This window comes from Halomonas halmophila (assembly GCF_006540005.1).
GTDB classification, from domain to species: Bacteria; Pseudomonadota; Gammaproteobacteria; order Pseudomonadales; family Halomonadaceae; genus Halomonas; species Halomonas halmophila.
On sequence record NZ_BJOC01000023.1, the window covers coordinates 26,185 to 52,675 of the forward strand.

Annotated in this window: 27 protein-coding genes; 11 read left to right on the plus strand and 16 right to left on the minus strand. The window is 64.1% G+C overall.

The features are described from left to right. The first annotated feature begins 94 nt into the window (after nucleotides 1-94). From HHA01_RS09220 to flgL, 5 genes are all read left to right on the plus strand, one after another. Nucleotides 95-730, plus strand: coding sequence for a flagellar basal body L-ring protein FlgH (locus HHA01_RS09220; RefSeq protein ID WP_373862943.1), 636 nt, complete (start codon nucleotides 95-97; stop codon nucleotides 728-730). Nucleotides 731-755: 25 nt separating this feature from the next. Continuing rightward, entirely contained in the window at nucleotides 756-1,868 is a 1,113-nt protein-coding gene (locus HHA01_RS09225) for a flagellar basal body P-ring protein FlgI (RefSeq protein WP_246053865.1), read from the plus strand. Then, the gene (gene flgJ, locus HHA01_RS09230; protein ID WP_141319977.1) at nucleotides 1,868-2,851 is read left to right on the plus strand and encodes a flagellar assembly peptidoglycan hydrolase FlgJ; all 984 of its coding nucleotides are present in this window, start codon (nucleotides 1,868-1,870) and stop codon (nucleotides 2,849-2,851) included. The genes HHA01_RS09225 and flgJ overlap by 1 nt, the downstream gene beginning before the upstream one ends. Nucleotides 2,852-2,971: 120 nt before the next feature. After that, on the plus strand, nucleotides 2,972-4,639 hold the full coding sequence (gene flgK / locus HHA01_RS09235) for a flagellar hook-associated protein FlgK (protein ID WP_141319979.1): 1,668 nt from the start codon (nucleotides 2,972-2,974) through the stop codon (nucleotides 4,637-4,639). An 18-nt stretch (nucleotides 4,640-4,657) separates the two neighbouring features. Next, nucleotides 4,658-5,875 (plus strand): flagellar hook-associated protein FlgL, encoded by a 1,218-nt coding sequence (gene flgL / locus HHA01_RS09240; protein ID WP_141319981.1) that lies wholly within the window; start codon nucleotides 4,658-4,660, stop codon nucleotides 5,873-5,875. Between the two features lie 93 nt (nucleotides 5,876-5,968). Here flgL and fliR read toward each other — a convergent pair whose 3' ends face one another. The 13 genes from fliR to fliF all read right to left on the minus strand — a co-directional run bounded on the left by fliR (nucleotide 5,969) and on the right by fliF (nucleotide 17,180). Then, on the minus strand, nucleotides 5,969-6,769 hold the full coding sequence (gene fliR, locus HHA01_RS09245; RefSeq protein ID WP_141319983.1) for a flagellar biosynthetic protein FliR: 801 nt from the start codon (nucleotides 6,767-6,769) through the stop codon (nucleotides 5,969-5,971). A 15-nt stretch (nucleotides 6,770-6,784) separates the two neighbouring features. Further along, nucleotides 6,785-7,054 carry a flagellar biosynthesis protein FliQ gene (gene fliQ, locus HHA01_RS09250; protein ID WP_141319985.1) on the minus strand — a complete coding sequence of 90 codons (270 nt, stop codon included), beginning with the start codon at nucleotides 7,052-7,054 and terminating at the stop codon, nucleotides 6,785-6,787. A gap of 22 nt (nucleotides 7,055-7,076) precedes the next feature. Further along, nucleotides 7,077-7,859, minus strand: coding sequence for a flagellar type III secretion system pore protein FliP (gene fliP / locus HHA01_RS09255; RefSeq protein ID WP_246053866.1), 783 nt, complete (start codon nucleotides 7,857-7,859; stop codon nucleotides 7,077-7,079). Then, nucleotides 7,856-8,290 carry a flagellar biosynthetic protein FliO gene (gene fliO, locus HHA01_RS09260; protein WP_141319987.1) on the minus strand — a complete coding sequence of 145 codons (435 nt, stop codon included), beginning with the start codon at nucleotides 8,288-8,290 and terminating at the stop codon, nucleotides 7,856-7,858. Before fliO ends, fliP begins: the two co-directional genes overlap by 4 nt. Continuing rightward, entirely contained in the window at nucleotides 8,287-8,799 is a 513-nt protein-coding gene (gene fliN / locus HHA01_RS09265) for a flagellar motor switch protein FliN (RefSeq protein WP_141319989.1), read from the minus strand. Before fliN ends, fliO begins: the two co-directional genes overlap by 4 nt. Continuing rightward, the gene (gene fliM / locus HHA01_RS09270; RefSeq protein ID WP_141319991.1) at nucleotides 8,792-9,835 is read right to left on the minus strand and encodes a flagellar motor switch protein FliM; all 1,044 of its coding nucleotides are present in this window, start codon (nucleotides 9,833-9,835) and stop codon (nucleotides 8,792-8,794) included. Before fliM ends, fliN begins: the two co-directional genes overlap by 8 nt. 23 nt (nucleotides 9,836-9,858) lie before the next feature. Further along, nucleotides 9,859-10,338, minus strand: coding sequence for a flagellar basal body-associated protein FliL (gene fliL / locus HHA01_RS09275; protein WP_141319993.1), 480 nt, complete (start codon nucleotides 10,336-10,338; stop codon nucleotides 9,859-9,861). 150 nt (nucleotides 10,339-10,488) lie between these two features. After that, on the minus strand, nucleotides 10,489-11,835 hold the full coding sequence (locus tag HHA01_RS09280; RefSeq protein WP_141319995.1) for a flagellar hook-length control protein FliK: 1,347 nt from the start codon (nucleotides 11,833-11,835) through the stop codon (nucleotides 10,489-10,491). Nucleotides 11,836-11,857: 22 nt separating this feature from the next. Next, the gene (gene fliJ, locus HHA01_RS09285; protein ID WP_141319997.1) at nucleotides 11,858-12,307 is read right to left on the minus strand and encodes a flagellar export protein FliJ; all 450 of its coding nucleotides are present in this window, start codon (nucleotides 12,305-12,307) and stop codon (nucleotides 11,858-11,860) included. After that, the gene (gene fliI, locus HHA01_RS09290; RefSeq protein WP_141319999.1) at nucleotides 12,304-13,698 is read right to left on the minus strand and encodes a flagellar protein export ATPase FliI; all 1,395 of its coding nucleotides are present in this window, start codon (nucleotides 13,696-13,698) and stop codon (nucleotides 12,304-12,306) included. Before fliI ends, fliJ begins: the two co-directional genes overlap by 4 nt. Before the next feature lie 3 nt (nucleotides 13,699-13,701). Beyond that, entirely contained in the window at nucleotides 13,702-14,451 is a 750-nt protein-coding gene (locus HHA01_RS09295; protein WP_141320001.1) for a flagellar assembly protein FliH, read from the minus strand. After that, nucleotides 14,444-15,442, minus strand: coding sequence for a flagellar motor switch protein FliG (gene fliG, locus HHA01_RS09300; RefSeq protein ID WP_141320003.1), 999 nt, complete (start codon nucleotides 15,440-15,442; stop codon nucleotides 14,444-14,446). The genes HHA01_RS09295 and fliG overlap by 8 nt, the downstream gene beginning before the upstream one ends. Then, nucleotides 15,432-17,180, minus strand: coding sequence for a flagellar basal-body MS-ring/collar protein FliF (fliF, locus tag HHA01_RS09305; protein ID WP_141320005.1), 1,749 nt, complete (start codon nucleotides 17,178-17,180; stop codon nucleotides 15,432-15,434). Before fliF ends, fliG begins: the two co-directional genes overlap by 11 nt. A gap of 284 nt (nucleotides 17,181-17,464) precedes the next feature. Between fliF and fliE the strand changes: the two genes are divergently transcribed. From fliE to HHA01_RS09330, 5 genes are all read left to right on the plus strand, one after another. Beyond that, nucleotides 17,465-17,794: a flagellar hook-basal body complex protein FliE gene (gene fliE, locus HHA01_RS09310; RefSeq protein ID WP_141320007.1), complete on the plus strand. Its 330-nt coding sequence runs from the start codon at nucleotides 17,465-17,467 to the stop codon at nucleotides 17,792-17,794. 413 nt (nucleotides 17,795-18,207) lie between these two features. Continuing rightward, complete coding sequence (locus HHA01_RS09315; RefSeq protein WP_141320009.1) at nucleotides 18,208-20,082, plus strand: methyl-accepting chemotaxis protein; 1,875 nt, start codon at nucleotides 18,208-18,210, stop codon at nucleotides 20,080-20,082. 83 nt (nucleotides 20,083-20,165) lie between these two features. Then, nucleotides 20,166-22,799 (plus strand): sensor domain-containing phosphodiesterase, encoded by a 2,634-nt coding sequence (locus tag HHA01_RS09320; protein WP_141320011.1) that lies wholly within the window; start codon nucleotides 20,166-20,168, stop codon nucleotides 22,797-22,799. 290 nt (nucleotides 22,800-23,089) lie between these two features. Then, a complete protein-coding gene (locus HHA01_RS09325) occupies nucleotides 23,090-23,542 on the plus strand; it encodes an MbcA/ParS/Xre antitoxin family protein (protein WP_246053867.1) in 453 nt (150 codons plus the stop codon). Between the two features lie 3 nt (nucleotides 23,543-23,545). Continuing rightward, nucleotides 23,546-24,226 (plus strand): RES family NAD+ phosphorylase, encoded by a 681-nt coding sequence (locus HHA01_RS09330; RefSeq protein ID WP_218023793.1) that lies wholly within the window; start codon nucleotides 23,546-23,548, stop codon nucleotides 24,224-24,226. Between the two features lie 31 nt (nucleotides 24,227-24,257). Here HHA01_RS09330 and HHA01_RS09335 read toward each other — a convergent pair whose 3' ends face one another. From HHA01_RS09335 to HHA01_RS09345, 3 genes are all read right to left on the minus strand, one after another. Then, nucleotides 24,258-24,458: a hypothetical protein gene (locus HHA01_RS09335; RefSeq protein ID WP_141320013.1), complete on the minus strand. Its 201-nt coding sequence runs from the start codon at nucleotides 24,456-24,458 to the stop codon at nucleotides 24,258-24,260. Then, a complete protein-coding gene (locus HHA01_RS09340) occupies nucleotides 24,455-24,808 on the minus strand; it encodes a hypothetical protein (protein WP_141320015.1) in 354 nt (117 codons plus the stop codon). Before HHA01_RS09340 ends, HHA01_RS09335 begins: the two co-directional genes overlap by 4 nt. 86 nt (nucleotides 24,809-24,894) lie before the next feature. Further along, entirely contained in the window at nucleotides 24,895-25,968 is a 1,074-nt protein-coding gene (locus HHA01_RS09345; protein WP_141320017.1) for a FliC/FljB family flagellin, read from the minus strand. A gap of 267 nt (nucleotides 25,969-26,235) precedes the next feature. On the opposite strand from HHA01_RS09345, the gene HHA01_RS09350 reads away from it, so the two are divergent. Then, complete coding sequence (locus HHA01_RS09350) at nucleotides 26,236-26,475, plus strand: DUF2835 domain-containing protein (RefSeq protein WP_141320019.1); 240 nt, start codon at nucleotides 26,236-26,238, stop codon at nucleotides 26,473-26,475. Nucleotides 26,476-26,491: the final 16 nt, after the last annotated feature.

Below are 26,491 nucleotides of genomic sequence, written 5' to 3' on the forward strand. Positions count from 1 at the left end.
GCACGATGACTCGATGGTGCAATGGCAGGGAGGCGCGAGCATGAGCGGGAGGAAGGCGGGTGCCGGATTCCGGCTGCTCGGTGTGGCCGTGTTGATGGTGCTGCTGCTGGGTGGTTGCGCCCAGATTCCACGAGCATCGGTGGTCGGCGAGCAGGAGAAGATCGATATTCCCGAGCCTCAAAGGCCGATACCCAATGGGTCCATCTATCAGGCTCATCAAGGGTACCAGCCGCTGTTCGAGGACCGACGGCCAAGACAGGTCGGTGACGTGTTGACCATCATTCTGGACGAACAGGTCAGTGCCAGCAAGAACGCCCGTTCCAACGCCGACCGCAACGGCTCCTCCAGCCTGACTCTCGACCAGCTGCCCGATGCACTCGAGACGCTTGGCGAGTATGGCTTCGATATCGAGGGTGAAAGTGACTTCGAAGGCGGCGGTGGTGCCCAGGCGACCAACTCTTTTACCGGCACGATCACGGTGACGGTCATCGATGTGATGAGCAACGGGAACCTGAGGGTCCGAGGCGAGAAGCAGATCGCCATCAATCAGGGTACCGAGTTCATCCGTTTCGGTGGCGTGGTCAATCCGCGCTCGATCACCGGCAACAATACCGTGCCCTCGACCTCGGTGGCCGATGCCCGCATCGAGTATGTTGGCGATGGCTATATCAACGAGGCGCAGCACATGGGTTGGCTGCAGCGTTTCTTCCTCAATGTTTCGCCTTTCTAGTGGTGTCAGGATGAGATTCGGTAGCATGCGCAAGACGTTTTTCGACTGGCGCCGGCTGGTGCTGGTGCTGACTTGCCTGGTCGCCCTGCCGGCCCAGGCGGAGCGCATTCGCGAGATTGCCAGTTTCGCCGGTGTACGCGACAACGCCCTGGTGGGCTATGGGCTGGTGGTCGGCCTGGACGGCAGCGGTGACCGGACCATGCAGGCGCCATTTACCGGCCAGAGTCTGACCAACATGCTCTCACAGTTGGGCATCACCGTGCCCGCCGGCACCAACATGCAGCTGCGTAATGTAGCGGCGGTGATGGTGACCGCCGATCTGCCGCCCTTCGCACGTCGGGGGCAGCGTATCGATGTGGTGGTCTCATCGGTGGGCAACGCCGACAGCCTGCGTGGCGGCACCCTGCTGATGACGCCGCTCAAGGGGGCCGATGGCGCGACATACGCCATCGCCCAGGGCAATCTGCTGGTCGGTGGCGCGGGTGCCTCCGCCGGTGGGTCGAGCGTGCAGATCAACCAGCAGGCCGGCGGCCGCATCGCCAATGGCGCCACGGTGGAAAAGGAAGTGCCGCTGGCATTGGGCAGCAACGGTGGTCGCCTGGAACTGCAGCTCGATCGGAGCGATTTCGGCACGGTCCAGCGAGTGGTCGAGGCCATCAACCGATCGTTCGGCTACTCGGTGGCGTCGGCGCAAAATGGCCGGGTCATCTCCCTGGATGGACCCGGTGATGCGAATGCTCGGGTCAACTTCATGGCCCGGATCGAAAACCTCGAGGTTACCCCTACCGAGGCACCGGCCAAGGTGGTGCTCAATTCGCGTACCGGGGCCATCGTGCTCAATGGCGCCGTCACCTTGCACCAGGCTGCGGTAGCCCATGGCAACCTGTCCATCATCATCGACAGCGACTATGGCGTCAGCCAGCCGAATCCCTTCACCGAGGGCGAGACCGTGGTAGTGCAGGACACCGAGGTCAGCATCGAGCAGCAGCCTGGCACCCTCAAGGTCGTGGAAGGCGCCAACCTGCTCGATGTGGTGGATGCCCTCAATTCCCTGGGCGCCACGCCCAATGACTTGATGTCGATCCTCGAGGCCCTGAAGGTGGCGGGGTCGTTGCGGGCCGAACTGGAGATCATCTGATGAGCCTGGGTGGCGGACAAGGTATCGGCGAACATCTCGCCATGGACGTGCAGGGACTGGCGCGGCTCAAGCACACCGCGCACCGTGCCCCGGAAGAAGGCCTGGAAGTGGCGGCCAGGAAGTTCGAGGCGATGTTCGTGCAGATGATGATGAAGAGCATGCGCGATGCCGTGCCGAGCTCGGGGCTGCTCGATAGCCGGAATACCGACTTCTACACCTCCATGCTGGACAAGCAGCTCTCCCAGCATATCGCCGAGCGTGGCACCGGGCTGGCCGAGCAACTCTTCGCCCAGTTGGGCGACCGGCTCGACAACGCTCGCTCGCAACAGGGCGAGTCCATCGAAGCACTGATCGCCGGCATTCCGCGCGGCACGCCACGCCCCCTGGAGGATGCGCTGGTGCCGAAGGACGAACCAGAGGTCAGCATGCCCGAGAACTTCCTCGATGAAGTCAAGGCCGTCTCCGCCGCGGACAACTCGCCCGCCGTCGCCGATGACCGCCCCGCGCATGTGCGTGATTTCGTCGGCCGCCTGGCGGCACCGGCACAGGTGGCCAGCGAGGCCTCCGGCGTGCCGGCCGAGCTCATCCTCGCCCAGGCCGCCCTGGAAACCGGCTGGGGCCGCCATGAGATCGCCACGCATGACGGTGGCAACAGTCACAACCTCTTCGGTATCAAGGCGGGAGAGAGCTGGCAGGGCGAGACGACCGAGATTGCCACCCATGAAGTCATCGACGGCGAACGCCGGGCGGTGCGTGATCGCTTTCGCGTCTACGATTCCTTCGAGGCGGCCTTCACCGACTATGCCCGCTTGATCAGCGACAACCCGCGCTACGCCGGGGTCACCGAGGCCGCCACGGCCGACCAGGCCGCCCACGCCCTGCAGCGTGGCGGCTATGCCACCGACCCGGCCTATGCCGACAAGCTGGTCGCGGTTATGGATACGCTGGGGCCCCTGGCAGGCTCCCGACTTGCACAACGCTGATCGTCCGACGTTCACGCCTGACCTGATTGTCACGACGAGCCGGCTTTTTTCGCCGAGACAGGCCTCAAGCCGGATGCCCATCGGCCGATAGGGGTGTCATCGGCACAAGGAATCTCCGACATGAGCATCTTCTCCATCGGACTCAGTGGGCTCAACGCCGCACAAAACGCCCTGAGCACCACCAGCAACAACATCAGCAACGTCTTCACGCCGGGTTACAACCGCGAGGTGGCGATTCTTGGCGAGAGCACCTCCGGCAGCGGGGTTCAGGTCAACGACATCCAGCGTCAGTTCGATCGTTATGTCGCCGACCAACTCAATGCGGCGACCTCCGAGTCCAGTGCCCTGGAGACTTATCGCAACCAGGTGGAGCAGATCGACAGCCTGCTGGCCGATCGCGAGGCGGGGCTGGCACCCCTGATGCAGGGCTTCTTCTCGTCGCTGGAAGACCTCGCCAGCGCTCCTGCCGACCCTGCCGCCCGTCAGGGCGTGCTGGGCAGCGCGGATACCCTGAGCGCCCAGTTCCGTTCCTTCGACGGTTATCTGCGTGACATGCAGGGGGGGGTCAACGGCCAGATCCGTGACGAGGTCACCCAGATCAACAACACCACCGAGCAACTGGCCGGGATCAATCGCGAAATTTCCCTGGCCCGGGCGCGCGATGGCGAAGCGCCCAATGGCTTGCTCAATCAGCGCGACCAACTGGTGCATGAACTCAACGAGCGCCTGGACGTGCGTCTCGATGTCCAGGATGGCAAGGCCTATAACATCAGTCTGCCCAATGGCCAGCCCCTGGTAGGCGGGAGTCAGTCGTTCGAGCTGCAGGCCATCGACTCGCCCGATGATCCGCAGCGTACCGTGCTTGGGTACCGCAACTCGGGCGGCGATGTCGTGCCCATGGAAGAGGACGCCGTGACCGGCGGCAGCCTGGGGGGCCTGATGAGCTTCCGCTCCGAGACCCTGGACAAGACCCAGAACCAGATCGGCCAGATGGCGGTGTCGCTGGCGACGGCCTTCAACGCACAGCATGCCGAAGGCGTCGACCTGGATGGCGAGGCCGGCGGCGACTTCTTCGAAATCGGGCAGCCGCGCACCTATGCCGCCGCCGACAATCCGGGCGGGGCCGCAATCACCGATGCGAGCTTCGACACCGAGAACATCGATCGCCTGCGTGCCAGCGATTACACCGTCAAGGTCACCGACAGCGAGAGCAATCCGCCGGTCTTCGAGGTCAGGCGGCGTGACACTGGCCAGGTGCTGGGCGCCGACGAGGTGACCTCCAACGACCCCAATAATGACGGCAGCGATGCCACCCTGAGCTTCGGTGGGGTGACCCTGACCTTCGATGATGCCGGCAAGCTGGCCGAGCATGACAGCTTCGAGGTCCAGCCGGTGCGTAGCGCGGCGGGTGGCCTGGAGACGGCGATCAGTGATCTGGACCGGATCGCAGCGGCCAGTGTCTCGGGGGGCTCCGGCAACAACGAGAACGCCCTGGCCATGCAGGACCTGCAGGACGCCAGCCTGGTCGGCGGTTCGGCCTCGCTCAGCGGCGCCTATGGTGCCATGGTCAGCGATGTCGGCAACCGCACCAATGTCGTCCAGGTCAACCTGGAGGCCCGGCAGGGGCTCACCGAGCAGCTGGAAGCCTCTCGGCAGTCCGAGTCCGGCGTCAACCTGGACGAGGAAGCCGCCAACCTGATCCGCTACCAGCAGTACTACCAGGCCAACGCCAAGGTCATCGAAACCGGCAAGACGATGATCGACACCATTCTCGGCCTGCGCGCCTGATTCAGGGAGTCACCTCACATGCGTATCAGTACCGTCACCATGTTCGAGCAGAGCGTCTCCTCCCTGAACCAGCAGCAGAGCGGCTTTCTCGATGTCAGTCAGCAGATCGCCAGCGGTCGTCGGGTGGTCAATCCCTCCGATGATCCCCAGGCTGCCGCGCGGGCGGTGGGGGTCGACCAGTCCATGGCTATCACCCAGCAGTACACCGACTCGCGAGTCAGCGCGCGTAATGCGCTTTCTCAGAGCGAGAGCGTGCTCAACAGTGTCAGCGATGCTGTGACCAGCGCCAAGACACTGCTGATTCAGGCCTCCAGCGACACCCTGAGCGACGCCGACCGCGAGTCCGTGGCCAGTGAGCTGCGCGGGGTCTATGAAACCCTGATCGGTCAGGCCAATGCCACCGATGGCAACGGTCGCTATCTGTTCGGCGGCTATGAGGATGGCAGCAAGCCCTTCGTCAAGAACGGTGACGGCGATATCGAATACGTCGGTGGTAGCGAGGTTCGGCAACAGCGCATCGACGCCTCGCGCCTGATGGATGTGAGCAACAGCGGCCAGGACATCTTTCAGAGCGTGCCGAGTGGTGCCGGCTACGTGGCCGAGGCCAATGCCGACAATGCCGGTAGCCTGACCTTCAAGGGGCCGGAAATCCTCGACGCCGAGGCCGACGACTACGGCAAGCGCTTCCAGGTCAGTTTCGCCGAGGACGGCAATACCATGACCTACTCGGTGAGTGCCGAAGGCGAGCCCGTGGCGGGCATGCAGGATATCGCCTATCAGTCAGGCGAGCTCCTGCAGGTCGGCGGACTGAGCATGGAGTTGCAAGGCGATCCCGAGGATGGCGACAGTCTCTCGGTTGGCCCCGCCGATACCATGAACACCGATCTCTTCAAGACCCTCGAGAAAGCGATCGGCGTGCTGGAAACTCCCGCCGAGACCTCCCAGGAGCAGGCAGCACTCCGTAACACCTTGAACACGTCGATGCGCGAGCTCGACAACAGTCTCGACAACGTCCTGACCTTGCGTGCCTCCATGGGCGCGCGACTCAACGAGCTCGATGTGGTCGACTCGGTGAGCGACAACCGAATGCTCAACTACGAGCAGACCCTCTCGGACCTGGTCGACTTGGACTACGCCGAGGCGATTTCCGAGTACAGCATGCGCCAGGTCGGCATGCAGGCCTCCCAGAAGACTTTTGCGGATCTGAAGGGGATGTCGTTGTTCCAGTACTTATAAGGGAGAGTTTCCCTGTCGGTCATGGTGGAACGTTTTGACTCCATGGCCCCTTGTCCCGCCCAGGCTTCCCGGCCTGGTTTTTTTCATGCTGGCTCAGACGGCCGGCGGCAAGGATGCCAGCATCTCGAGCAGCCCCCGCAGGGCGCCGACTCCCTGATCGAAGAGTCGCTCGAGGAAACGGTCGAGGTCGGTCATCAGTACCATCAACAGGATAATGCCCACCGTCAGAGAGGCGGGAAAGCCGATATTGAACACCGTGAGCTGCGGCGCCGCACGATTGAGGATGCCAAGCGAAAGGTTGATGATGAGCAGCGAAGCTACCAGTGGCAGGGCCAGCAGCATGCCAGAAGAGAAGATGGTGCCGCCGTAACGAGCCAGCATCATGAAGGCTTCGGGATCGAAGCGCCCCATGCCGATGGGCAGGGTGCGAAAGCTGTCGGCAAGGACCTCGAGCACCACCAGATGCACGCCGAAGGCCAGGAACATCAGCAACGTGATCATGTAGAGCAGCCGCGAGAGCACCATCATATTTGTGCCGCTGGAAGGGTCGAAGAAGGTGGCGAAGGCCAGCCCCATCTGCAGGCCGATGAACTCGCCGGTGGCCTGCACCACCGTCAGGGTCACGCGCATGACCAGGCCCATGGCCGCGCCGATCAACAGCTGCTCCGCCAGGATGCCGAGCCCTTGCCAGGAGACGATCGGCACGTCCGGCATCGGCGGCAGGATGGGCGCGATCACCATCGTCAGCGCGCCGGCCAGCGCAATCTTGACCTGGCGGGGGACGCCGGAGTGCCCCCACACCGGCGAGCTGAGCATCAGGCCCGTGATCCTGGCGAAGGGCCACAGGAAGGCGACCAGCCAGCCGTGCAGTTGGGCGAAGGTGACCTCGACCATGCCGGGCGTCCGCTGTCAGGAAATGAGCGTCGGGATGTTGCTGAACAGCTCCCGGGTGAAGTTGGTGATCAGCTTGAGCAGCCAGGGGCCGGCCAGAACCAGCACGGCGAAGACCGCCAGGATCTTGGGGATGAACGACAGCGTCATCTCGTTGATCTGGGTGGCTGCCTGGAACAGGCTCACCAGCAGGCCGGTAAGCAGTGCCGTCAGCAGCAAGGGACCGGCCAGCAGTAAGGTGACGCGCATGCCCTGGTAGGCAATGGTCATAACCGTCTCGGGCGTCATGCGTGTCTCCTCGGGTCGGGCATTAGATATAGAAGCTTTCCGCCAGCGAGCCGATCAAAAGCTGCCAGCCATCGACCAGCACGAACAGCATCAGCTTGAACGGCAACGAGATGGTGATCGGCGGCACCATCATCATGCCCAGCGACATCAGGGTGCTGGCCACCACCAGGTCGATGATCAGGAAGGGAATGAAGATGGTAAAGCCGATCTGGAAAGCCGTCTTCAGCTCGCTGGTCACGAAGGACGGTACCAGGACCCGCAAGGGTACGTCCGCCGGGCCCTGCATCTCGCCGATGTCGGCCAGGCGAGCGAACAGCGCCAGGTCCGGTTCCCGGGTCTGGGCCATCATGAATTCCCTCAGCGGGCCCTGGGCCTGGTTCAGAAACTCGGGAAAGTTGATGTCGCCGTTGGACAGCGGCACCCAAGCCTGGGCATGCACCTCGCCGAAGACCGGCGCCATGATGAAGAACGTCAGGAACAGTGCCAGCCCCAGCAGGACCTGGTTGGGCGGAGTGGCCTGGGTGCCCATGGCGGTGCGCAGCAGGCTCAGCACGATGATGATGCGGGTGAAGCTGGTCATCATCAGCAAGGCCGCCGGCAGGAAGGCCATGGAGCTGAGCAGCAACAGGGTCTGCAGCGACAGCGACCACTTCTGGCCACCGTCTTCCATGGGCTCGCTGATGATGCCGGGAATCTGCTGGGCCAGTGCCGGGGAGGGCAGGGCCAGCAGGCACAGCGTCAGCAAGGACAGTGTCAGCAGAAGCAGCGGAGAGAAGCGACAGGGGCGATGCGGCGTGCCGGTCATGACGTCCCCCGCGGCCCGTCATCGCGCCCCGTGGCTTGCTGTCGCAAGGCCCGTGCGAAGCGCCTGGCAAAGCCGCCTTCGTCGGTATCCGTGGCGGCCGGTGGTGCCTCATCCTGCGGCGCCGGCAGTTCATGCAGCTTGTTGACCTGGCCGCCGCCGACACCGAGCACCAGCCAGGTGGACTCGACTTCGACGATCACCACCCGCTCGCGGTTGCCCACATTGGTGCCGCCGATTAGCTTCGGGCGCTGTCCTCGACCTGTGCCGGCGCCACCGAGGCGGCGCAGCAGGTGGTTGCAGATCAGGATGATGGCGATGACGAGCGCCAGGGCGGCGACCGTCTTGCCCAGGGTCGCCATGCCGACCAGGGCATCGCCTCCCTGGGCGATGCCGTCGGCGACGGCGCCGTCGAGCTCGGCGTTCTGGCTCATCGGTTCAGCTTCTGGACCCGTTCGGACGGCGTGATGATCTCGGTGATGCGGATGCCGTACTTGTCTTCGATGACCACCACCTCGCCCTGGGCGATCAGGTAGCCATTGATCAGGATATCCATGGGCTCGCCGGCCAGCCCCTCGAGCTCGATCACCGAGCCCTGGGCCAGCTCGAGCAACTGCTTGATGGTCAGGCGAGTGCGGCCCAGCTCCACGGTCAACTTGACCGGGATGTCCATGATCATTTCGAGGTCGCGGGGCAAGGCGGCGTTGTCGCCCTGCTCCAGTGGCTGGAAGACGCTGTCGCAGGCGGCGCGCGCGGCCTCCGACGAGGCATCGGACGCCTCGGTATCGGTACCCTCGGCGGCATCCTGCTCGGCCAGGGCTTCGGCCCAGGGATCCGCCTGCTCCGCGGCATTCTCGGACGCGCTGTCGCCCTCCTGTTCCGACATGGCGTCGGCCCAGTCGTCGTCGCCGACGTTCTTATCGGGCTTGTTGGGGTCAGTCATGATGGGGGTCCTCGGGTTTCGGCTCGGACGCCTTGACGAAGGCATCGGACGGCGCGTGGTCGGCGGCGTGGTCGAACAGGTGCAAGACGCGCAGTGCCCGCTGGCCGTGCTGGCTGCCGTACTCGCACTCCATGACCGGCACGCCATCCACCTTGGCGGTCACCGTTTCGGGCAACTCCAGGGGCAGGATGTCGCCCACCTCGAGCTTCGTCACATCGGAGATTCGCGAGGGAAGGTCGGCGAAATCGGCGACCAGCTCGACTGCCGAATGGCGAATCTCGCCGGCCATGCGCCGCGTCCAGGTGCCGTCCTGGTCCTGATGGCCATCGCTCAAGGGATTGGTGAGCAGGTCGCGCAATGGCTCGATCATCGAATAAGGCATGCATACCTGGAAGCTGCTGGCCAGGTTGCCCACCTCGAGATTGAAGCTGGTGTTGACCACGATCTCGTTGGGCGAATTGGTGATGTTGGCGAACTTCGCCTGCATCTCGGAGCGCAGGAAGCTGATCTCGAGCGGGTAGACCGATCGCCAGGATTCGCTGTATGCCTCGATGGCCAGGCGCAGCATGCGCTGGATGATGCGCTGTTCGGTGTTGGTGAACTCCCGCCCTTCCGACTTGGCCAGGAAGCGGCCGTCGCCGCCGAACAGGTTGTCCACCACCATGAACACCAGGTTGGGCGGAAAGACGATGAGCGCCGAGCCCTTCAGCGGCTTCATGGCGATCATGTTGATGTTGGTGGGAACCGGAACGTTGCGCGAGAACTCGCTGTAGCTCTGATAGCGCACCGAGTCCACGGTGATATCGGCGCTGCGCCGGATCAGATTGAACAGGCCCACGCGGAAATGACGAGCGAAGCGCTCGTTGATGATATCCAGCGTATGCAGGCGTTCACGGATGATGCGGTGCTGAGAGGCCGGGTCGAAGGGGCGCACCTTGGGGGTGTTGCCGCCGCCGCCACTGGGCTCATCATCTCCGCTGACGCCCTTGAGCAGGGCATCGATTTCATCCTGGGACAGTAGATCGTCCTGAGACATGGGGTGACTCCGCGACCTCGCCGCTATTGCACGATGAATTCGGTAAAGAGCACATCCTCGATGGCGAGGTCGGGTTGTGTCTCCGACATCGGGGCCTCGAGCGCGGCGATGATCTGGTCGGCCAGGCGCTTCTTGCCGTTTGCCGATGTCAGGCCTTCTGCCTGTTTGCCCGAGAGCAGGGTCAGCAACCGGCTGCGCACCTGCGGCATGTGGGTCTCGAGCAGTTTGCGACTCTGGGCGTCGGCCACCTTCAGTGAGATGCCGGCATAGAGCAGCCTGGCACCATAGTTATCCTCGGCCAGGTTGACGGTGAAGGGGTCGATCTGGACGAAGATCGGCGCCTGATACTCGATGGCCGCTGGCTCTTCCGCACGGGCCTGTTCCATGCCCCCTTGCTGGGTAAACAGCATGAACAGTGCCGTGGCGGCGGCCGACAGGCTCAGGACGACCAATACCACCAGCAACCACAGCAGCTTCCGCGAGCCGCCTACGGATGTCGCCATTACCGCTCCTGTTTGTCGATGAGGGCCAATGTGTGGGGGATTATGCCGACTCGAGGCCGGCCATGATGAAACGAACAGGCCCAGTGAATGGGCCTATCTTGGGTTTTTGCTCGCGCTTCGGCTCGAGAGCGGCAAGTTGTCGACGCCCTCTCAGGCGTAGAGGTCGACTCGTCCATCCAGGGGTACCTCCAGGGGCGCTTGCCGGTCGGTGGCGAGTGCGCCGCCGGTCGGTTCGTCATCGGCTCCGGGCAGGCCCGGGTCGCTGCCGGCAAGGCCGCTGCCCGTGTCGTCGGCGCTACCCTGCTGGTGCTCGCCCACCGAGGTCTCGCCGAGGGTGATGCCCTGCTCCGCCAGGGCCTCGCGCAATTGCGGCATGGCCTGTTCCAGGGCCTGCCGGACCGCTGCGTGGGCGGAGAGGAACTGGGCATGAGCCCCCTGGTCGCCGATCTTCAGGGAGACCGAGAGCGGGCCCAGCTCGGCAGGGTGGAGGCGCATTTCGATACGCTGCTCGCCACTTCCCTGGCTGAAGCGCAGTAACTGTCGCCCCAGTTGCTGAGTCCAGTCCTGACTGCCCACCGGAGCGGTCAGGCTGGCCTGGGCGGGCGTCGTGGCGGCGCCGGCCAGGGTGGACGTTACCTGGCCGGGAGCGCCGGTACCGGCATGCTGGGCCGGCATCGAGGCTGAGGTGGTCGTGTCGAGCAGTGGCGAGGTCGCGCCGGCATCGCCCCGTGTCGGCACGAAGGCCGTGGCGTCCGCCGGGGTGCGTTGTGCCACAGCGAGGGCGGAGGACACCGCCTGGGCGATCGGGCTCGGCCGTTGTTCCGGGGCCTGGGCCTGCATCCGGGCCGAGGGCAGCTCGCCGGAGGTTGTGGCCGGACGGAGCGCCTCGGCAGCGGCGCGTGCCTCGCGCGTCATGGCCGCATCGAACGGGGTCCCGGCCTGCCGGGCGACGGTGGCTTGTTGAATGGCGCCTCGCGATATGGCCTGTTGCGACATATCGACCCGTGGCATGCCGCCCGGCGCGAGGCTTTCCCGAGGCGCGCCGGCATTCACGGCGGCGGCCCGGGCCGTGGCATCTCCGGGGAGGCGAGCCGTCGTCTCCAGCTGGCCCGAGGCCGTCGCGGCCTGGGTGCCCCGGGTCGCTTGTCCGGGGCCTTGTGCGACCGCCAGAGGGCCTTGTGCCGCGGCCTGAGTGCCGGCCTGTTCGATCAACAGCAGGCGCTCCATGGCGGCCGTCAGCTCGGGCGACGGCTCGGAGGTGGCCGTGTCGATCCGTTGCGTCCAGTCATTGGCGTGCCGCACCAGCGTTGCGGTCTCGGCCGTGGCGGTACCGGTTGCCGCGGCATTCGAAGCACCGTCACGCCCGCCGCCCGAGAGCGACGCCATGGCCTCGGCGAAGGCGCCTCGTTCGGGGGCGTCGGCCTTGGCGACGGCGCCAGTGGCGTCGGTCGAGGCATTCTTGCCGAGCGCGCCCATGAGTCGCGGTAGGGTATCCATCAATGTCTCCTTGATGTTCGTCTCAGCCCCCGAACAGAGGCGCTCGTTGCCGTGTGCTGTTCACCAGGTCGTCGCTGGCGCGCTGTTCGCGTCGTTGCTCGGTGCGCCGGCGTGAGGCGTCACGGCGCTCGGCCAGGGTGTCGTAGGAGCGCAGCCGCCGCTGCTCGCTCTGCCAGTGTTGCTGGCTCCGGTCGACGCGCTGCTGTTGTTCGCCCAGGGCCTGGCGGGCGCGCTCCAAGGCGTCGTCGAGCGAGGCCAGGAAGCGCTGGTAGTTGTGCATGGAGGCCGGGTCGATCCCTTCGCGCAGGGCCGTCTGCAGCCGCGCGGCGTACTCGGCGCGGTAGCGTTGCAGGGCCTCCAGTTGCTCGGCGACCTGCTGGGCGTCGCGGCGGTCGCCGGCCAGGCGCTGTCCGGCCTGGTCGCGGGCCTGGCGGGCCATTTCGGTCAGGGTGTCCAGTGGTGTGCGGCTCATGGCGTGCCTCCCGATACGCCGGCCAGGGCGAGGCGCGAGGCCTCGAGATCGGCGCATTCGTCGATGTCCTGTTGCAGGAAGGCCTCCAGGTCCGGATAGCGGCGCACGGCGTCGTCGAGCCGTTCGTCGTTGCCCGGATGGTAGGCACCGACGCTGATCAGGTCGCGGTTGCGCTGATAGCGTGAGAAGAGGCCCTTGAAACGCTGGGCCTGGCGTCGCTGGTTGTCGTCGATGACGGCGTTCATCGCCCGGCTGATGGAAGCCTCGATATCGATGGCCGGATAGTGGCCGGCCTCGGCCAGCACGCGGGACAGCACCACGTGGCCGTCGAGAATGGCTCGTGCCGAGTCGGCGATGGGGTCCTGCTGGTCGTCGCCCTCGGTCAGGACGGTGTAGAAAGCGGTGATCGAGCCGCCGCCGCGCTCGGCGTTGCCGGCGCGCTCCACCAGGTTCGGCAGCTTGGCGAAGACCGAGGGCGGATAGCCCTTGGTGGCCGGTGGCTCGCCGATGGCCAGGGCGATCTCGCGCTGCGCCATGGCGTAGCGCGTCAGCGAGTCCATGATCAGCAGGACGTCGCGCCCCTGGTCGCGGAAGCCCTCGGCGAGCCGGGTGGCGTAGGAGGCACCCTGGAGGCGTTGCAGCGGCGAGGTGTCGGCGGGAGCCGCGACCACCACGGCACGTTCTCGGCCATGGGCGCCGAGGATATTGTCGATGAAGTCCTGGACCTCGCGGCCGCGCTCGCCGATCAGGCCGACCACGATGACGTCGGCGCGGGTATAGCGGGCCATCATGCCCAACAGTACCGACTTGCCGACGCCGGAGCCGGCGAACAGGCCCATGCGCTGGCCGCGACCGACGCTGAGCAGGGCATTGATGGCACGGATGCCGACGTCGATCTGGGTGTCGATCGGGGCCCGCGCCAGGGGATTGAAGGGGGGCTGCGCCAGGGGCGCGCGCGGCGAATCGTCCAGCGGGCCGAGGTCGTCCAGCGGCTCGCCGTTGCCGTCCACCACCCGGCCCAGCAGGGCCTCGCCGATCGGGAAACGCCGCGCGGCGTCGCCGGTGCTTTCGCCCAGTGGGTGGACCCGGGCGCCGGGCATCAGGCCGGACAGGCCGGCCAGCGGCATCAGGAACAGCCGGTCGCCGGAGAAGCCGACCACCTCGGCCTCGGCATAACGGGTCGCCGGTTGCCCGGGCACGTCGGGCAATTCGATGCGACAGGCATTGCCGAGGGCGACCTGCAGGCCGACGACCTCGATCACCATGCCGGTGGCGCGCACCACGCGACCACTGGCACGACGGGTCGGCAGGGCCTCGACGCGGCCGCGCATGCCGCGCAGCGCGCGCTGCCAGTGGTCACGGTGAGGGTCGAGGTGGCCTGTCGCGTTCATCATTCACTCCGTGGTGGCGCCGGTGGTTGCCGGGCGCGTCCGACGCTTGCGCTGCTGGTCGCGTACTGCCTGCCAGCGGGATTCCCAGGTAGCGTCCAGCTCACCGCTCTCGCTGGTCACCCGGCAGCCGCCGCGACTGAGCTGGTCGTCCGGCTGCAGGCGCCAGCCGGCGGCCGCGAGCTCATCGCCCAGCGTCTTCTCCACCAGCCGCAGGTCCAGGGGGTGCAGCCAGAGCCGCTGCTGGCCGACCAGCGGCGGCTCGGTGTGCAGCAGGGCGCGTACCAGCTCGAGCACCTGCCGCGGTCGTGCCTTGAGGGCCTCGCCGGCCAGCTGGCGTCCCGTGGCCAGGGCGAGCTCGACCAGGTCATCAGCGATGGCGTCGTCCAGCGCGGTCAGCGCCTCGTTGAACTGGCTCGTCAGTTCCCGCAGGGGCGCGATCTCTTCCTCGAGGCGGTGCTCGAAGGCCGCATCGGCTTCTCGCTGTGCGTCCTCGCGCCCCTGGGCGAGGCCTTCGGCATGTCCTGCCTCCCGGCCCTGGCGCAGCCCTTCCTCGTAGGCGTCGCGACGAACCTGTTCGCGGAGCGCGTCGAGGGCTTCCTGCTGGCGCTGGGCTCCCTGGCGGCGCGTCTGCGCGGCGTGGGCCTCGGCTTCGGTGGCGACGTTCTCCCGGTCGGCGCGCAACTCGCCCATGCGCCAGCGTCGCCAGGTCGAGATCGCGGCGGCGTCCCGAGCGTTTCGCGCGTCGTCAGACATAGGCTTCGTCTCCACCGCTCAGCACCACTTCGCCGGCGTCGGCCAGGCGGCGAACCACCTGCAGGATGGCCTTCTGTTCGGCCTCCACCTGGGAAACCCGGATCGGCCCGCGGGCGTCCATGTCCTCGCGCAGCAGGTCGGCGGCACGCTGCGACATGTTGCGCAGGAACTTCTCCAGGAGCGCCTCCGGCGCACCCTTGAGCGCGACCACCAGGGAGTTGGAGTCGATTTCCTTGAGCACCAGCTGGATGCTGCGGTCGTCCAGGTCGAGCATGTTCTCGAACAGGAACATCTCGTCGATGATCTTCTGCGCGAGATCCTCGTTGTGGGAGCGCACGGTATCGATGGCGGCTTCTTCCTGATGGGTGTTCATCAGGTTGAGGATCTCCGCCGCGGTGCGGGCGCCGCCCATCTTGCTGCGTTTCAGGTTCTGGCCGTCGAGCATGTTGGTCAGTACCTCGGTGAGCTCCTGCAAGGCGGCCGGCTGGACGCCGCTGAAGGTGGCGATGCGCAGCACCACATCGTTGCGCAGCTTGTCGTCGAACATCTCGAGCACATCGGCGGCCTGATGGCGTTCGAGATGGATCAGTATGGTGGCGATGATCTGCGGGTGCTCGTCACGGATCAGCTCGGCCACCATGGAGGCTTCCATCAGGTTGAGGGCATCGATGCCGGTGCTGGTACTGGAGGTTTCCATGACGTCCTCGATGAGGCTCGAGGCGCGTTCGCTGCCCAGCGCCTTGGTCAACACCGAGCGAATGTGATCGCTGGAGTTGAGGTTCAGGGCGATGAACTCCTCGGTCTCGTCGTGGAAGTGCTGCAGCACCTGGCGCATCTCCTCGTGAGAAACCTGCTCCAGGGTCGCCATTTCCAGGCTGATCTGTTGTACCTCCTTGGCCGTCATGTGCTTGAACACTTCGGCCGCGCTGTCCTCGTCCAGGGCCAGCAGGAGGATGGCGCTGCGGCGCGTACCGCTCATCTTATTGCTCATGCTTGTTCATCCAGCCGCGAACGATCATGGCCACCATGCGGGGATCCTCCTGGGCCATCTCCCGCAGGTCATTGAGGTTCTGCTCATAGGCCGAGGCCTTGCGCCGGCGTCGGGGCGACTCGTAGCTCGCCGCTTCGTCCTCGCCGTCCGTCGCCTCCTCGTCCGGGGCCTCATCGCCGACCCGGGCGTCGACGCTGGGCGCCGGTGGCGCGGCGGCGGGCAGAGGTTGTTCGGTGTAGCGCCTTATCAGCGGACGCAGGATCAGCAGGTAGAGCAGCAGCAGGGCGAGGCCCACCAGCAGATAGCGGCCCAAGGCAAATGCCAGGCGCTGCAGCTCGGGCCGCTGCCACCAGGCCAGCTTGGTCTCCGGCGACGCCTGGTCGGCGAAGGGGCGGTTGACCACCGTCACCTGGTCGCCTCGTGCCTCGGAGAAGCCCATGGCCTGGCGTACCAGCCGTTCCACCTGGGCCAGCTCATCCTCGTCGAGGGGGGCGGCCGTCGGTTCGCCGTCGGGCTGGTCGGCAGGAATCTGTCGGTAATCGATCACCACCGCTGCCGACAGGCGCTCGACCTGGCCGCGCTCGTGCTCCACGTGGGAGACCTGACGATCGACCTCGTAGTTGATCACGTCGTCACGGCTCAGGCGGCGCCGGGACTGAGTGGCCGGGTCGGCCGCCTCGTCGTCGGCGCCCGGATCCTCGTCCTCCGCTCCGTCTTCGCCCTCTTCCACCGGTGTCGCGATGGGCGATTCGGCGTAACCCGGCGGAGTATTGCTCAGCGCCCCCGGAACGCCACTGGCCAGGTCATTGCCGTTGAGGTTGATACTGGTCTGGCGGCTGCGTACCGCGGCCTCGTTGGGCGGCTGGTTGGGCGTGTAGCGTTCGGCGGTTTCTTCGCGCCGGGAGAAGTCGAGCTGGGCGGTGACCTGGGCGCGGACATTGTCGCGACCGAGGATCGGCGTGAGGATGGCCTCGATGCGTTGGCGATAGGTGCGTTCCACCTCGGCGACGTAATCCAGTTTGGTACCGTCGAGCCCTGTGGAACCACCGTCAGGGCTCGACAGCAGGCGCCCGTCCTGGTCGACCACCGTGACCGCTTCGGTGGGCAGGTCGGGCACGCTGCTCGAGACCATGTGGGCAATGGCGTTGACCTGTCCCTCGCCGAGGACACGGCCGGGCTCCAGGGTCAGCACCACCGAGGCCTTGGCCGGCTCGCGGCGGCGCACGAACACTGAGTCCTTGGCCAGCGCCAGGTGTACCCGGGCGCCGGCGACCGGTCCCAGCGACTCCATGGAACGCGCCAGCTCACCCTCGAGACCGCGCTGGTAGTTGATCTGCTCTGCGAACTGGCTGATGCCGAAGGCCTGGTTTTCCATCAGCTCCAGGCCCACGTTGCCGCCTTTCGGCAGGCCCTGTTCGGCAAGCTGCAGACGCAGCTTATGAACCTGCTCGCCGGGCACCATCAGGGCCTGGCCGCCCTGGCTGAAGTGGTAGGGAATCCCGCGGCTGTCCAGCTCGCCGATGATGCTGCCGCCGTCGGCCTTGCTGAGGTTGCTGTACAGTACGCGGTACTGCGGGGCGCTGGCCCACAGCAGCAGGGCGGCGATCACCGCGATCGAGGCGGCGCCCGCGATCAGCAGGGGGACGAGGGGACTGCCGCGCAACTGGCGTTTCAGTCGCGCGAACGATGAGGAGGACTGATTATCCTGGCGGCCGGTGGCGGAAGCGCCACTACTCATGCGGGCCTCCCCGCTCGTTCGGCGCCAGCGTCCAGGGTGTCAAAAGAAGAAGGCATCGACTGCGTTCCGTCCATCACGGTTCGCCGCCCGGGTCGGGGGCGGAGCTTTGATGGGGCTATTATCCGTGGCGCACGTCGACCCAAAGGTGTGAAAAGCCCGGTTTTTGCGCGTTATTTGGTGGCATGCGGGGCCGTCGCACCCTGCTAGGCTTTGCCCGAACCGTCGGCGAGCCTGTGGCTTTTCGGTGCCGATGCCTTGAAACCCTGACCTTTCCCGGAGTCGCAATGAGTTCACCCGCTCTCGAGTCGGCCCTGACCCAGATGCAAAGTCTCACCAGTCAGGCTGCCGGCCAGTCGCCCAAGGGGCAGCAGCTCTCCACGACAGTCGGAGAGAGTGGTTTCGTCGACGAGCTGCAGGCCTCCATCGAGCGCATCAACACGCTCAAGCAGGAAGCCGCGGAAAAGACGCGTGACTTCCAGGCTGGCAAGCCGGGAGTGGAACTCGATGACGTCATGGTCGATGTGCAGAAGGCCAGCGTGGCCTTCGAGATGGGCAAGCAGGTGCGCAGCCGACTGATCACGGCCTACAAGGATGTCATGAACATGCGGGTTTGAGCCGGATCTGGCGCACGGTTCTCAGGCATTCTTCGCAGATTCGACGTGCCTGAGTCTTGGCGGGCAGTATCGATGCTGTGTCTGAAAACTGGCTACGCTTGCCCGTCCAGCGTTAAAAATTAAATCAAAATAAGTATTTACACGACGCAAGCTCCGCCTTTCGTCGTTTTTTGCCTTGCCTGAGCATCCCTCGTCGACCTTTCAGGCAAAGCTTAATCTCGCTGCTGGCTAACCCTCTCTCCTCTACTACTCGTACGCTCGGTGGCGCCAGTCCCAGGGCAGGCCATGAGTATCGTGACTCGTGGAAGGGCTCAAGTCGTCCATATCTTCGCCGATAACCTTCAATCATAGCGATTCCGCGCCTGGCACACAGGCGCCGGGCGACCCCAACCTCCCGATCCACGAGAGTGTTCATGCTGAACTCCTTGCGACTGCGTATTCTCATCGCCGCCCTGACGGTGATCGCCGTGGCGTTGATCATTAACGGCGCGGCCAGTTACTTCACCGTCGAATCCCACAACGAACGCCAGGTCGACCAGAATCTCCGGGCCGTGGCGCACGGCAATGGTCAGGCCATCGAGGAGTGGGTCGACGCCCGCATCGGCATGCTCGAGGCCCTGGATGCCGTGGCGACCAGCGAAAGCCCCATGCCCGCTCTCGAGCAGTTGCTGGTGTCCGGGGGCTTCATGAATACTTATATCGCCGATCCGGCGAATGGTGACGTCGTCTTCTCGGCCAGCGAGACCCCGGATGGATACGACCCGCGCGAGCGTCCCTGGTACCGCCAGGCCGTGGAGGCCGAGTCCACCGTGGTCACCGCGCCCTACGAGGACGCCACCTCCGACAAGCTGGTGGTGACCTTCGCCACCCCCTTCTACCGCGACGGCCAGTTGATCGCCGTGGCCGGCGGCGACGTGGCCATCGACGCCATCGTCGATATCGTCGACCAGATCGCCCCCACTCCATCGAGCCTGGCGTTCCTGGCGTCCGACGACGGCACCTTGGTGGCCCATCCCGATCCCGAGATGAGCCTCGAGCCGGTCGTCGAGCTCTCCCCGGCCCTGACGGCTGCGTCATTGAGTGAACTACCCGAAGTCGAGGCCCCCAGGCACGTCATGCTGGGCGAGTCGGACAAGCTGCTGCGTGGCCAGCCCATCGACGGTACCGACTGGCAACTGGTGGTGGCGCTGGACGAATTCGAGGCCACTGCCGGCCTGCGAGGCGTGATGAGCGCTTCCGCGATCACCCTGGTGCTGGTCGCCCTGGGTGCGGCCATCCTGCTGGGTGCCTTGCTGCGTGTCGTCTTCCGTCGCCTGCTGGCGGTGCGCGATGCCATGGACAACGTGGCCAGCGGCAGCGGCGACTTGACCCGAAGGTTGCCGGCGGACGGCAAGGACGAAGTGGCGCAGATCGCGACAGCCTTCAACCAGTTCGTGTCGCGCATGGAAGAGGTGATGACCACCATCCGCGACAGCAGCGAATCGGTGCGGGTCGCCGCCACCGAGATCGCCACCGGCGGGCAGGACCTTTCGCGCCGCACCGAGAACGCTGCCTCCAGCCTGCAGCAGACCTCGGCCTCCATGGAGGAAATCACCAGCACCGTGGAACACACCGCCGAGTCCTCGCGTCAGGCCAACGGCCTGGCCGAATCCTCCTCCGATGTCGCCCGGCGCGGCGGCGAGGCGGTCGACCAGGTAGTCGAGACCATGCAAGGCATCAGCGACTCTTCGCGGCAGATCAGCGAGATCGTCAGCGTGATGGACAGCATTGCCTTCCAGACCAACCTGCTGGCGCTCAACGCTTCGGTGGAGGCGGCCCGCGCTGGTGAGCAAGGACGCGGCTTCGCGGTGGTAGCCGACGAGGTCCGTCAGCTGGCAAGCCGCAGTGCCGAGGCGGCCAAGCAGATCAAGGGCCTGATCGATACCTCCGTGGAACGCACCGAGGAAGGCGCCAGCCAGGTGCGCCAGGCGGGTGAGACCATGGCCGAGATCGTCGAGAGTGTCACCCGGGTTACCGATGTGCTGGGCGAGATCACTGCCGCCACTTGTGAGCAAAGTGAGGGCATCAGCCAGGTCAATGTGGCGGTCTCCGAGCTTGACCGCATGACCCAGCAAAACGCCGCCCTGGTGGAAGAGTCGACCACCGCCGCCGAACAGCTCAAGGATCAGGCCGACCGCCTGTCCGCTGCCGTGGGCGGCTTCACCCTGAGCCAGCGTCGTGCCGACACGACTTCGGCTCGCACCGAGCCGGCACCTCGGCAGGTCGAGTCAGGCACCGAGTTGGTGTAAGGAAGCTTTGGCGTATTGCTAGCCTTTTTGGCAGAAGAAGCAAGCTCCATGGCTCTTCTTTCTGTGCGGTATGGAGTCAGTCGATGACAGATGATCTTGCCCTGCTGGAAGCGCAGCAGGATGTCCATGAGCTGATTGCCCGTCAGGCGCCGCTGGACAATACGCTGGACGCTATTGCCGGCTGGGCAGGTATCCTGCTGCCCGGCGCCAGCGCCGCCTTCATGCGTTTCGATCAAGCCCGGTGCACGCTCAGCCTGTTGCCCAGCCAGCGTTTTTCCAAGCGTTACTGCGAACGCCTTCAGCAGGTCGGGATCGGGCCGAATGCGCCCTCCTTTGGTGCAGCTGGCTACTGGCGTCGGCCAATGGTCACGGTCAACATCGTAAGCGATGCACGTTGGCATGACCTGCGGCGTGATGCGCTGGACGAAGGGTTGCAGGCTTGCTGGTCCTGCCCGGTACTGAACGCGTCCGGGGAGTTGCTGGGCACCTTCGATGCCTATTTTCGAGAGTCCGCGGCCCCTGCCGAGAGCAACCTTCAGTGGTTGCGGCAGGGCGCTGCGCTGGTGGCGCTTGCCATCATGCGTGACCAGGAAAGCCGTTCTCACCGGGCATTGGCCGAGTGGTACCGCTCCCTGTTTGATAACCATCCGGAAGGGGTCTATGAGTTCGACCTGAAAGGCCGTTTCCAGCGTGGTAATACGGCCCTTGAACGGATATCCGGCTATGCAGAAGAAGCGCTTGTGGGACGGCATTTCAATGATTTCATCGACCCTGAATACCGGGAGCTCACTCAGGATGCCTTCGATGCAGCAAGGTCAGGAGAGACTCGCCATTACGAAACGGCCGGCATCCATGCCAATGGCCACGTCTATCATCTGGAAATCACCAATTTTCCGGTGACCATCGATGAAGACGTCGTCGGTGTCTATGGTATTTGTCGCGATATCACTCAGCGCAAGCACCAGGAATCCGACCTTCGATTATTGCAGCGAGGAATCGAGGCGAGCCCGGTCGGGGTGATCATGGCCGATGCCACACAGGAAGACATGCCGCTGGTCTATGCCAACGGTGCCTTCTGCCGGATAACGGGCCATGAATTCAGCCAGGTCATCGGCAGGAACTGTCGTTTCCTTCAGGGCAGTGAGACCGCCCCGGCGAGCATAGACACCATCCGTGATGCCTTGCGAAGGTGCTCCGCCGTGGAGGTCACACTGCTCAATTATCGTCAGGATGGCTCGACATTCTGGAATAATCTGTCGATCAGCCCTGTGGTCGACGAGACGGGTAAGTGCACCCACTTCATCGGGACGCTGGAAGAAATTACCCAACAGCTGGAACAGGAAGCGCAGCTTGCCTATCAGGCGTCGCATGATGTGCTGACGGGGTTAGCCAACCGTTCCGCCCTGGATGGTCGTCTCGAAAGTGAATTTCGCTCAAGCCGTGAGCAGCGCCATACGCTGGTTGTGATGTACCTCGACCTTGATGGTTTCAGGGTTATCAATGATGGCCTGGGCCACCATGTGGGCAACCTGCTACTGGCCGCCGTCGCCGACCGACTGCGTCTGTTGCTCGGAGCCAGCGATACATTGGCCCGTATCGCCAGCGATGAGTTCGTCATGCTGTTTCCGGGGTTCGAGAACCGGAACGAAGTGACGGATAAGGCACAGTCAATTCTCGATGCATTTGATATGCCCATCGAGATCGCGGGACGTGAGTTGTACATCAGTACCAGTATTGGAGTGGCCTACACCGATGCTGGCACCGTATGTTCCCAGGAGTTGCTGCAAAATGCGGGGTTGGCACTGGAAGAGGCGAAGCGTCAAGGGCGCAACACCTGGCAGTGGTACAAGGAAGGTTTCAGACAGCGCATCAATGCCAGATGCCTGTTACGACATGATATGCAGGTGGCGCTGCGTGAGCAGCAGTTCGAGCTCTATTATCAGCCGATCGTGGAGGCGTTCAGCGGGCGAATTCGCAGTGTCGAGGCCCTGGTCCGCTGGCAGCATCCCGAGCACGGGCTGATCTCTCCAGCGGAGTTCATTCCCCTGGCTGAACAAACCGGGCAAATCATCACACTGGGACGCTGGGTGCTGAGGCATGCGTGTCAGAGCATGGCAAATCGTCTGGCGCAGGGTGAGCGAGTCTTCCCGGTCTCGGTCAACATCTCGCCCCTGCAGTTTCGGCGCGATGGTTTCCTGGATGAAGTCACGCGCATTCTGGACGAGACACAACTTCCGCCTGAACTCCTCGAACTGGAGGTGACCGAAAGCATCCTGATGCGGGGCGCCGAACAGGCCATTGCGCTGATCGGGAAATTGCGCGAGCGGGGCATCACGATTGCCATCGACGATTTCGGTACGGGCTTCTCCAGCCTCAGTTACCTCCGCGATTTACCCATTCACAGGGTCAAGCTGGATCGTGCCTTCATCCAGGATATTCTGACCTGTTCGGGCAATGCGGCTATCGTACAGGGCATTATCACCATGGCCCATCACATGAATCTGCAGGTCGTCGCGGAAGGCATCGAAACCTTTGATCAGCAGCGGGATCTTGGCCGTCGCCAGTGTGATCTACTGCAGGGATTTCTGTTCGCGAAGCCAATGCCGCTGGATCGGCTGCAAGCACTACCCGACCGGTTGCCTGAAGCAACCGGGCAGCCAAATGATCGTGAGTATCGCTCCAGCGTTTACAGTCTCGCGCATTGGCAGGCGATATGAGCGAGGTCATTGCCAGGGAGCTTGCCCAAGCGCGTCTAGTGGCTGCAGGTATCTTCGGTGCTTGGCTAAAGTTCCCGAAAGTTCGCTTAGGCCATGAAGGTATTACTTCCACCTCGTGGCAGATCAGCGAGATTGTCAGCCTGATGCACCGAAGCGCCTTCCAGGCCAACTTGCTGGCAGGCTCGCCTGGCACCGGCACAACGCCGCGTCGAGGAAGACGCCGAAGAAGCGTTCGCCTGAGGTGTCGTATCCTTGTCCCGGTGACATGAAATAACACATAGGGACAAAATATGGCTTATACTTCGGATGTGGATGTTCAATCCGATACCGGAGAAACGGCCATGATGGCGGCACAGGCACAGCAGCGCCCTGCGACCAATACCCCGGAAGCAGGGCGCGTCGCGCTCAAGTTCTTCTTCAACATCATGCAGGCCTGGGGGTGCTCTGTTACCCAGCAGCGCACCCTGCTGGGCGGCATCGGCAATACCACCTACCACAAGTATCGAAAGCTGCCCGAGGTACGCCTGCCTCGCGACACCATGGAGCGGATTTCCTACCTGATGGGCATCCACAAGGCGCTGCGGATCCTGTTCAGCAACAGCCCGGAGAAGGCCTACGAATGGGTGCACAAGCCCAATGAGGCGGCGCCCTTCAATGGTCAATCGGCCCTCGCGTACATGCTCCAGGGTCGCGTGGTGGACCTGGCCGATACGCGCCGGTATCTCGATGCCGTTAGAGGGTGACCCTTGCGCTTGCCGAGCATCCTGCCCGCCTGGCACAACGCCTATCGCGTCATCAACAGCGCCTTTCCGCCGATCGATGTGTTCGAGGACACGCTCGATCCCGAGGACCTGGAACTCGCCTTCGCCATCGAGGGAATGACCAACGACAGGCTGCTCGAGAAGGCCGGCGAACTGACCCGCGTGCCTCGTGTCGATCGCGTCTCCGGGCCCGACTCGACGCCTATCATGGCCGCCTTCACTCATATCGGCAGACGGTCACGATTCAGCGACGGCACCTTCGGGGTCTACTACTGCGCCAGCCGCCTGGATACGGCCATCGCCGAGACGCGTTTCCATCTGTCCGAGTTTCTGCAGGCCACTCGGGAGGGCACTGTCGAGATCACCATGCGGACCTATATCAACACCATCACTCGAGAGCTGGAGGATATCCGGCAGGGCCATGACGGGTTGCACGCCCCAGACCCGGCGCGCTATGGGGAGGCTCAGGCCTTCGCCACTCGACGACGCGAGGCGGGCGCGTTCGGGTTGCTCTACCAGAGCGTTCGCGACCCTGGTCACGAGTGCGCCGCTATCTTTCGGCCGCCCGCCCTCAGCATTCCGGACCAGGGCCCGCATCTGCGCTATCTATGGGATGGCAGGCAACAGGCGATCACCCATGTGCTGGAAGTGTCCGAGCACCGGTGAGGGGGCGGATTCGACGGAGAGGCAGGGCGATCTACTGATCGGCGGCCAGCATCGCCATGGTGTGGGCATTCTGATCGCCGACCGCGCGGGCATGAAGGTCGAGAAGCTGCTGGTAGTCGCCGGCCATGGCCTCATCCATGCCGCCGGCTTCGAAGCGATCCATAAGGGTGCGGGCATCCCGAATCATCTCATCGAGCTCGTCGATCACCTGCCGGTGTTCGTCTTCGGTCATGTGGCGAGTTCCTGAACGCGGCGGTAGAGCACTCGAGCGCTCTCGATGGCTACGGCCTCATGGGTATCGAGCGTCAGTGAGGCACTATTGCCCTGTTGGCATCCTTGGCTGGCGTCTTCCAACTGCCGGGAGTAGCGCTGAATCAGGTGCTCGAGGTTCATGCGAATCATCGAGATCTCCAGCTCGAACTCGATCTTCAGCTCCTCCAGCCTGGCCGTCTCGTCCTCATCGGTACAGCGCACGATGCGGCCCTGAAGCGTACTATCCACAAGCCGCTCGGTGGCATGGAGCTTGGGGATAAGGTCGTAGACCACATCGTGGGCCGATAGCGTTTCGGCGGTATCGGGCAATGTCGGCTCCTCCTATAAAAACGGGCCCCCGAAGGAGCCCGTTCATTGTCACCGCCTGGAAGGCGCGGTGGTATCCAGTCGGTCACTTAGCCCAGCAGCGACAGGGCGCTCTGCGGCAGCTGGTTGGCTTGTGCCAGCACGGAGGTGCCTGCCTGCTGCAGGATCTGGTTCTTGGTCATATCTGCCACTTCGGTGGCGTAGTCGGCATCCTCGATCCGCGAGCGAGCGGCGGAGAGGTTGGTCTCGTTGGTTTGAAGATTGGTGATGGCAGACTCGAAGCGGTTCTGGATGGCACCTAAATCTGAGCGCAGGCTATCGACTTCACCGAGAGCTGCATCTAGAGAGGCCAGCGGCCCATCAGTAACCGTGCCAACAGGGCCGCCTGCTTCATCTACAGTGAAGTCTGCTGTCGGAGCAGTGGGGTCGGTGGCCTCATCAATCGAAACGTTGGAAACGGCAAAGTTATCTGAACCATCGTTGGCAAAATATTTGCCTTCTGCGTCTTGGTGAAGCGTATAGGTGCCTGAAAGGGTGCCGCCGTCAGCGGCAGTGGCTGTACCGGTAGTCACTGCCACTTCGTTACCGCTACCATCATCACCCGCTGTAGCTTGTGCTGCAGTTCCCTCGACACCGTTAACATTAAAACCAGTTAAGCCTAGCTCCTCTACATTGGTTGTCTTAAAGTTAATGTCAATGGTTTGACCGTCTTTAGCACCAACTTGAATCGTCATTGAGTCGGCACCTTCCGCCAACACACTGGTGCCGTTGAAGTCAGTTTCGCGTGAGATGCGATCAATTTCTTCAAGGCGTTGGCTGATCTCGTCCTGAATCGAGTTTAAGTCCGCCTGTGAGTTAGTGCCATTTTGAGCTTGAACGGTCAGCTCGCGAACGCGCTGGAGGTTGTCGTTGACCTGGTTGAGGCCACCTTCGGCAGTCTGCGCCGCTGAGATGCCGTCGTTGGCGTTACGCTGTGCCTGGGAAAGGCCGGTGATCTGACTGGACATGCGGTTGGCGATGGCCTGACCGGCGGCATCGTCCTGGGCGCTGTTGATGCGCAGGCCGGAGCTCAGACGCTCCATTGAGGTAGCCAGGGCATTCTTCGATTCGCCCAGGTTCTGCTGGGCGATCATCGCGGTGATGTTGGTATTGATCACTGACATGGTGATTTCCTTCCAAGCTGTTGAGGGCTCCATTGGCGGACCCGTCACGCTGGCGCTCCGGGCCTGCCGCAACGGCGCCGTTGGCCGTTACTCCTTATATCGGTGGCCTGGAAGGGACCTTTAGGGTGTGAAGTGAAAAATTTTGCTCTCGGCCCCGAGGCGAACACCAAGCCAAGTCACCTGGGATGCGGTGGGCCAGGAGAGCGGTGATAGACTCGGATCCCTCGCTCTTTACTCCTTACCCTTTACTTCTTGCTTCTGAACCCCATGCCCACCATCGACGTGATTATCGAGCTATCGCCTGATGCCTGCCTGGCCCACTACGAGGGCCGGGTGGGCGTGGTGCATACCCGTAGCCTGGACGGGCGTAGCGTGCAGTTTCCGGCCGAGGCGCTGCGGCGGGTGGTGACGCGGGACGGGGTGCATGGCGTCTTTCGCTTGTATGTCTCGTCCGAGGGCCGCTTCGAGGGGATTCGGCGGCTCTCGGCGCCGCCGGACAGGCGTTGATACGGCGCTTGCGGCG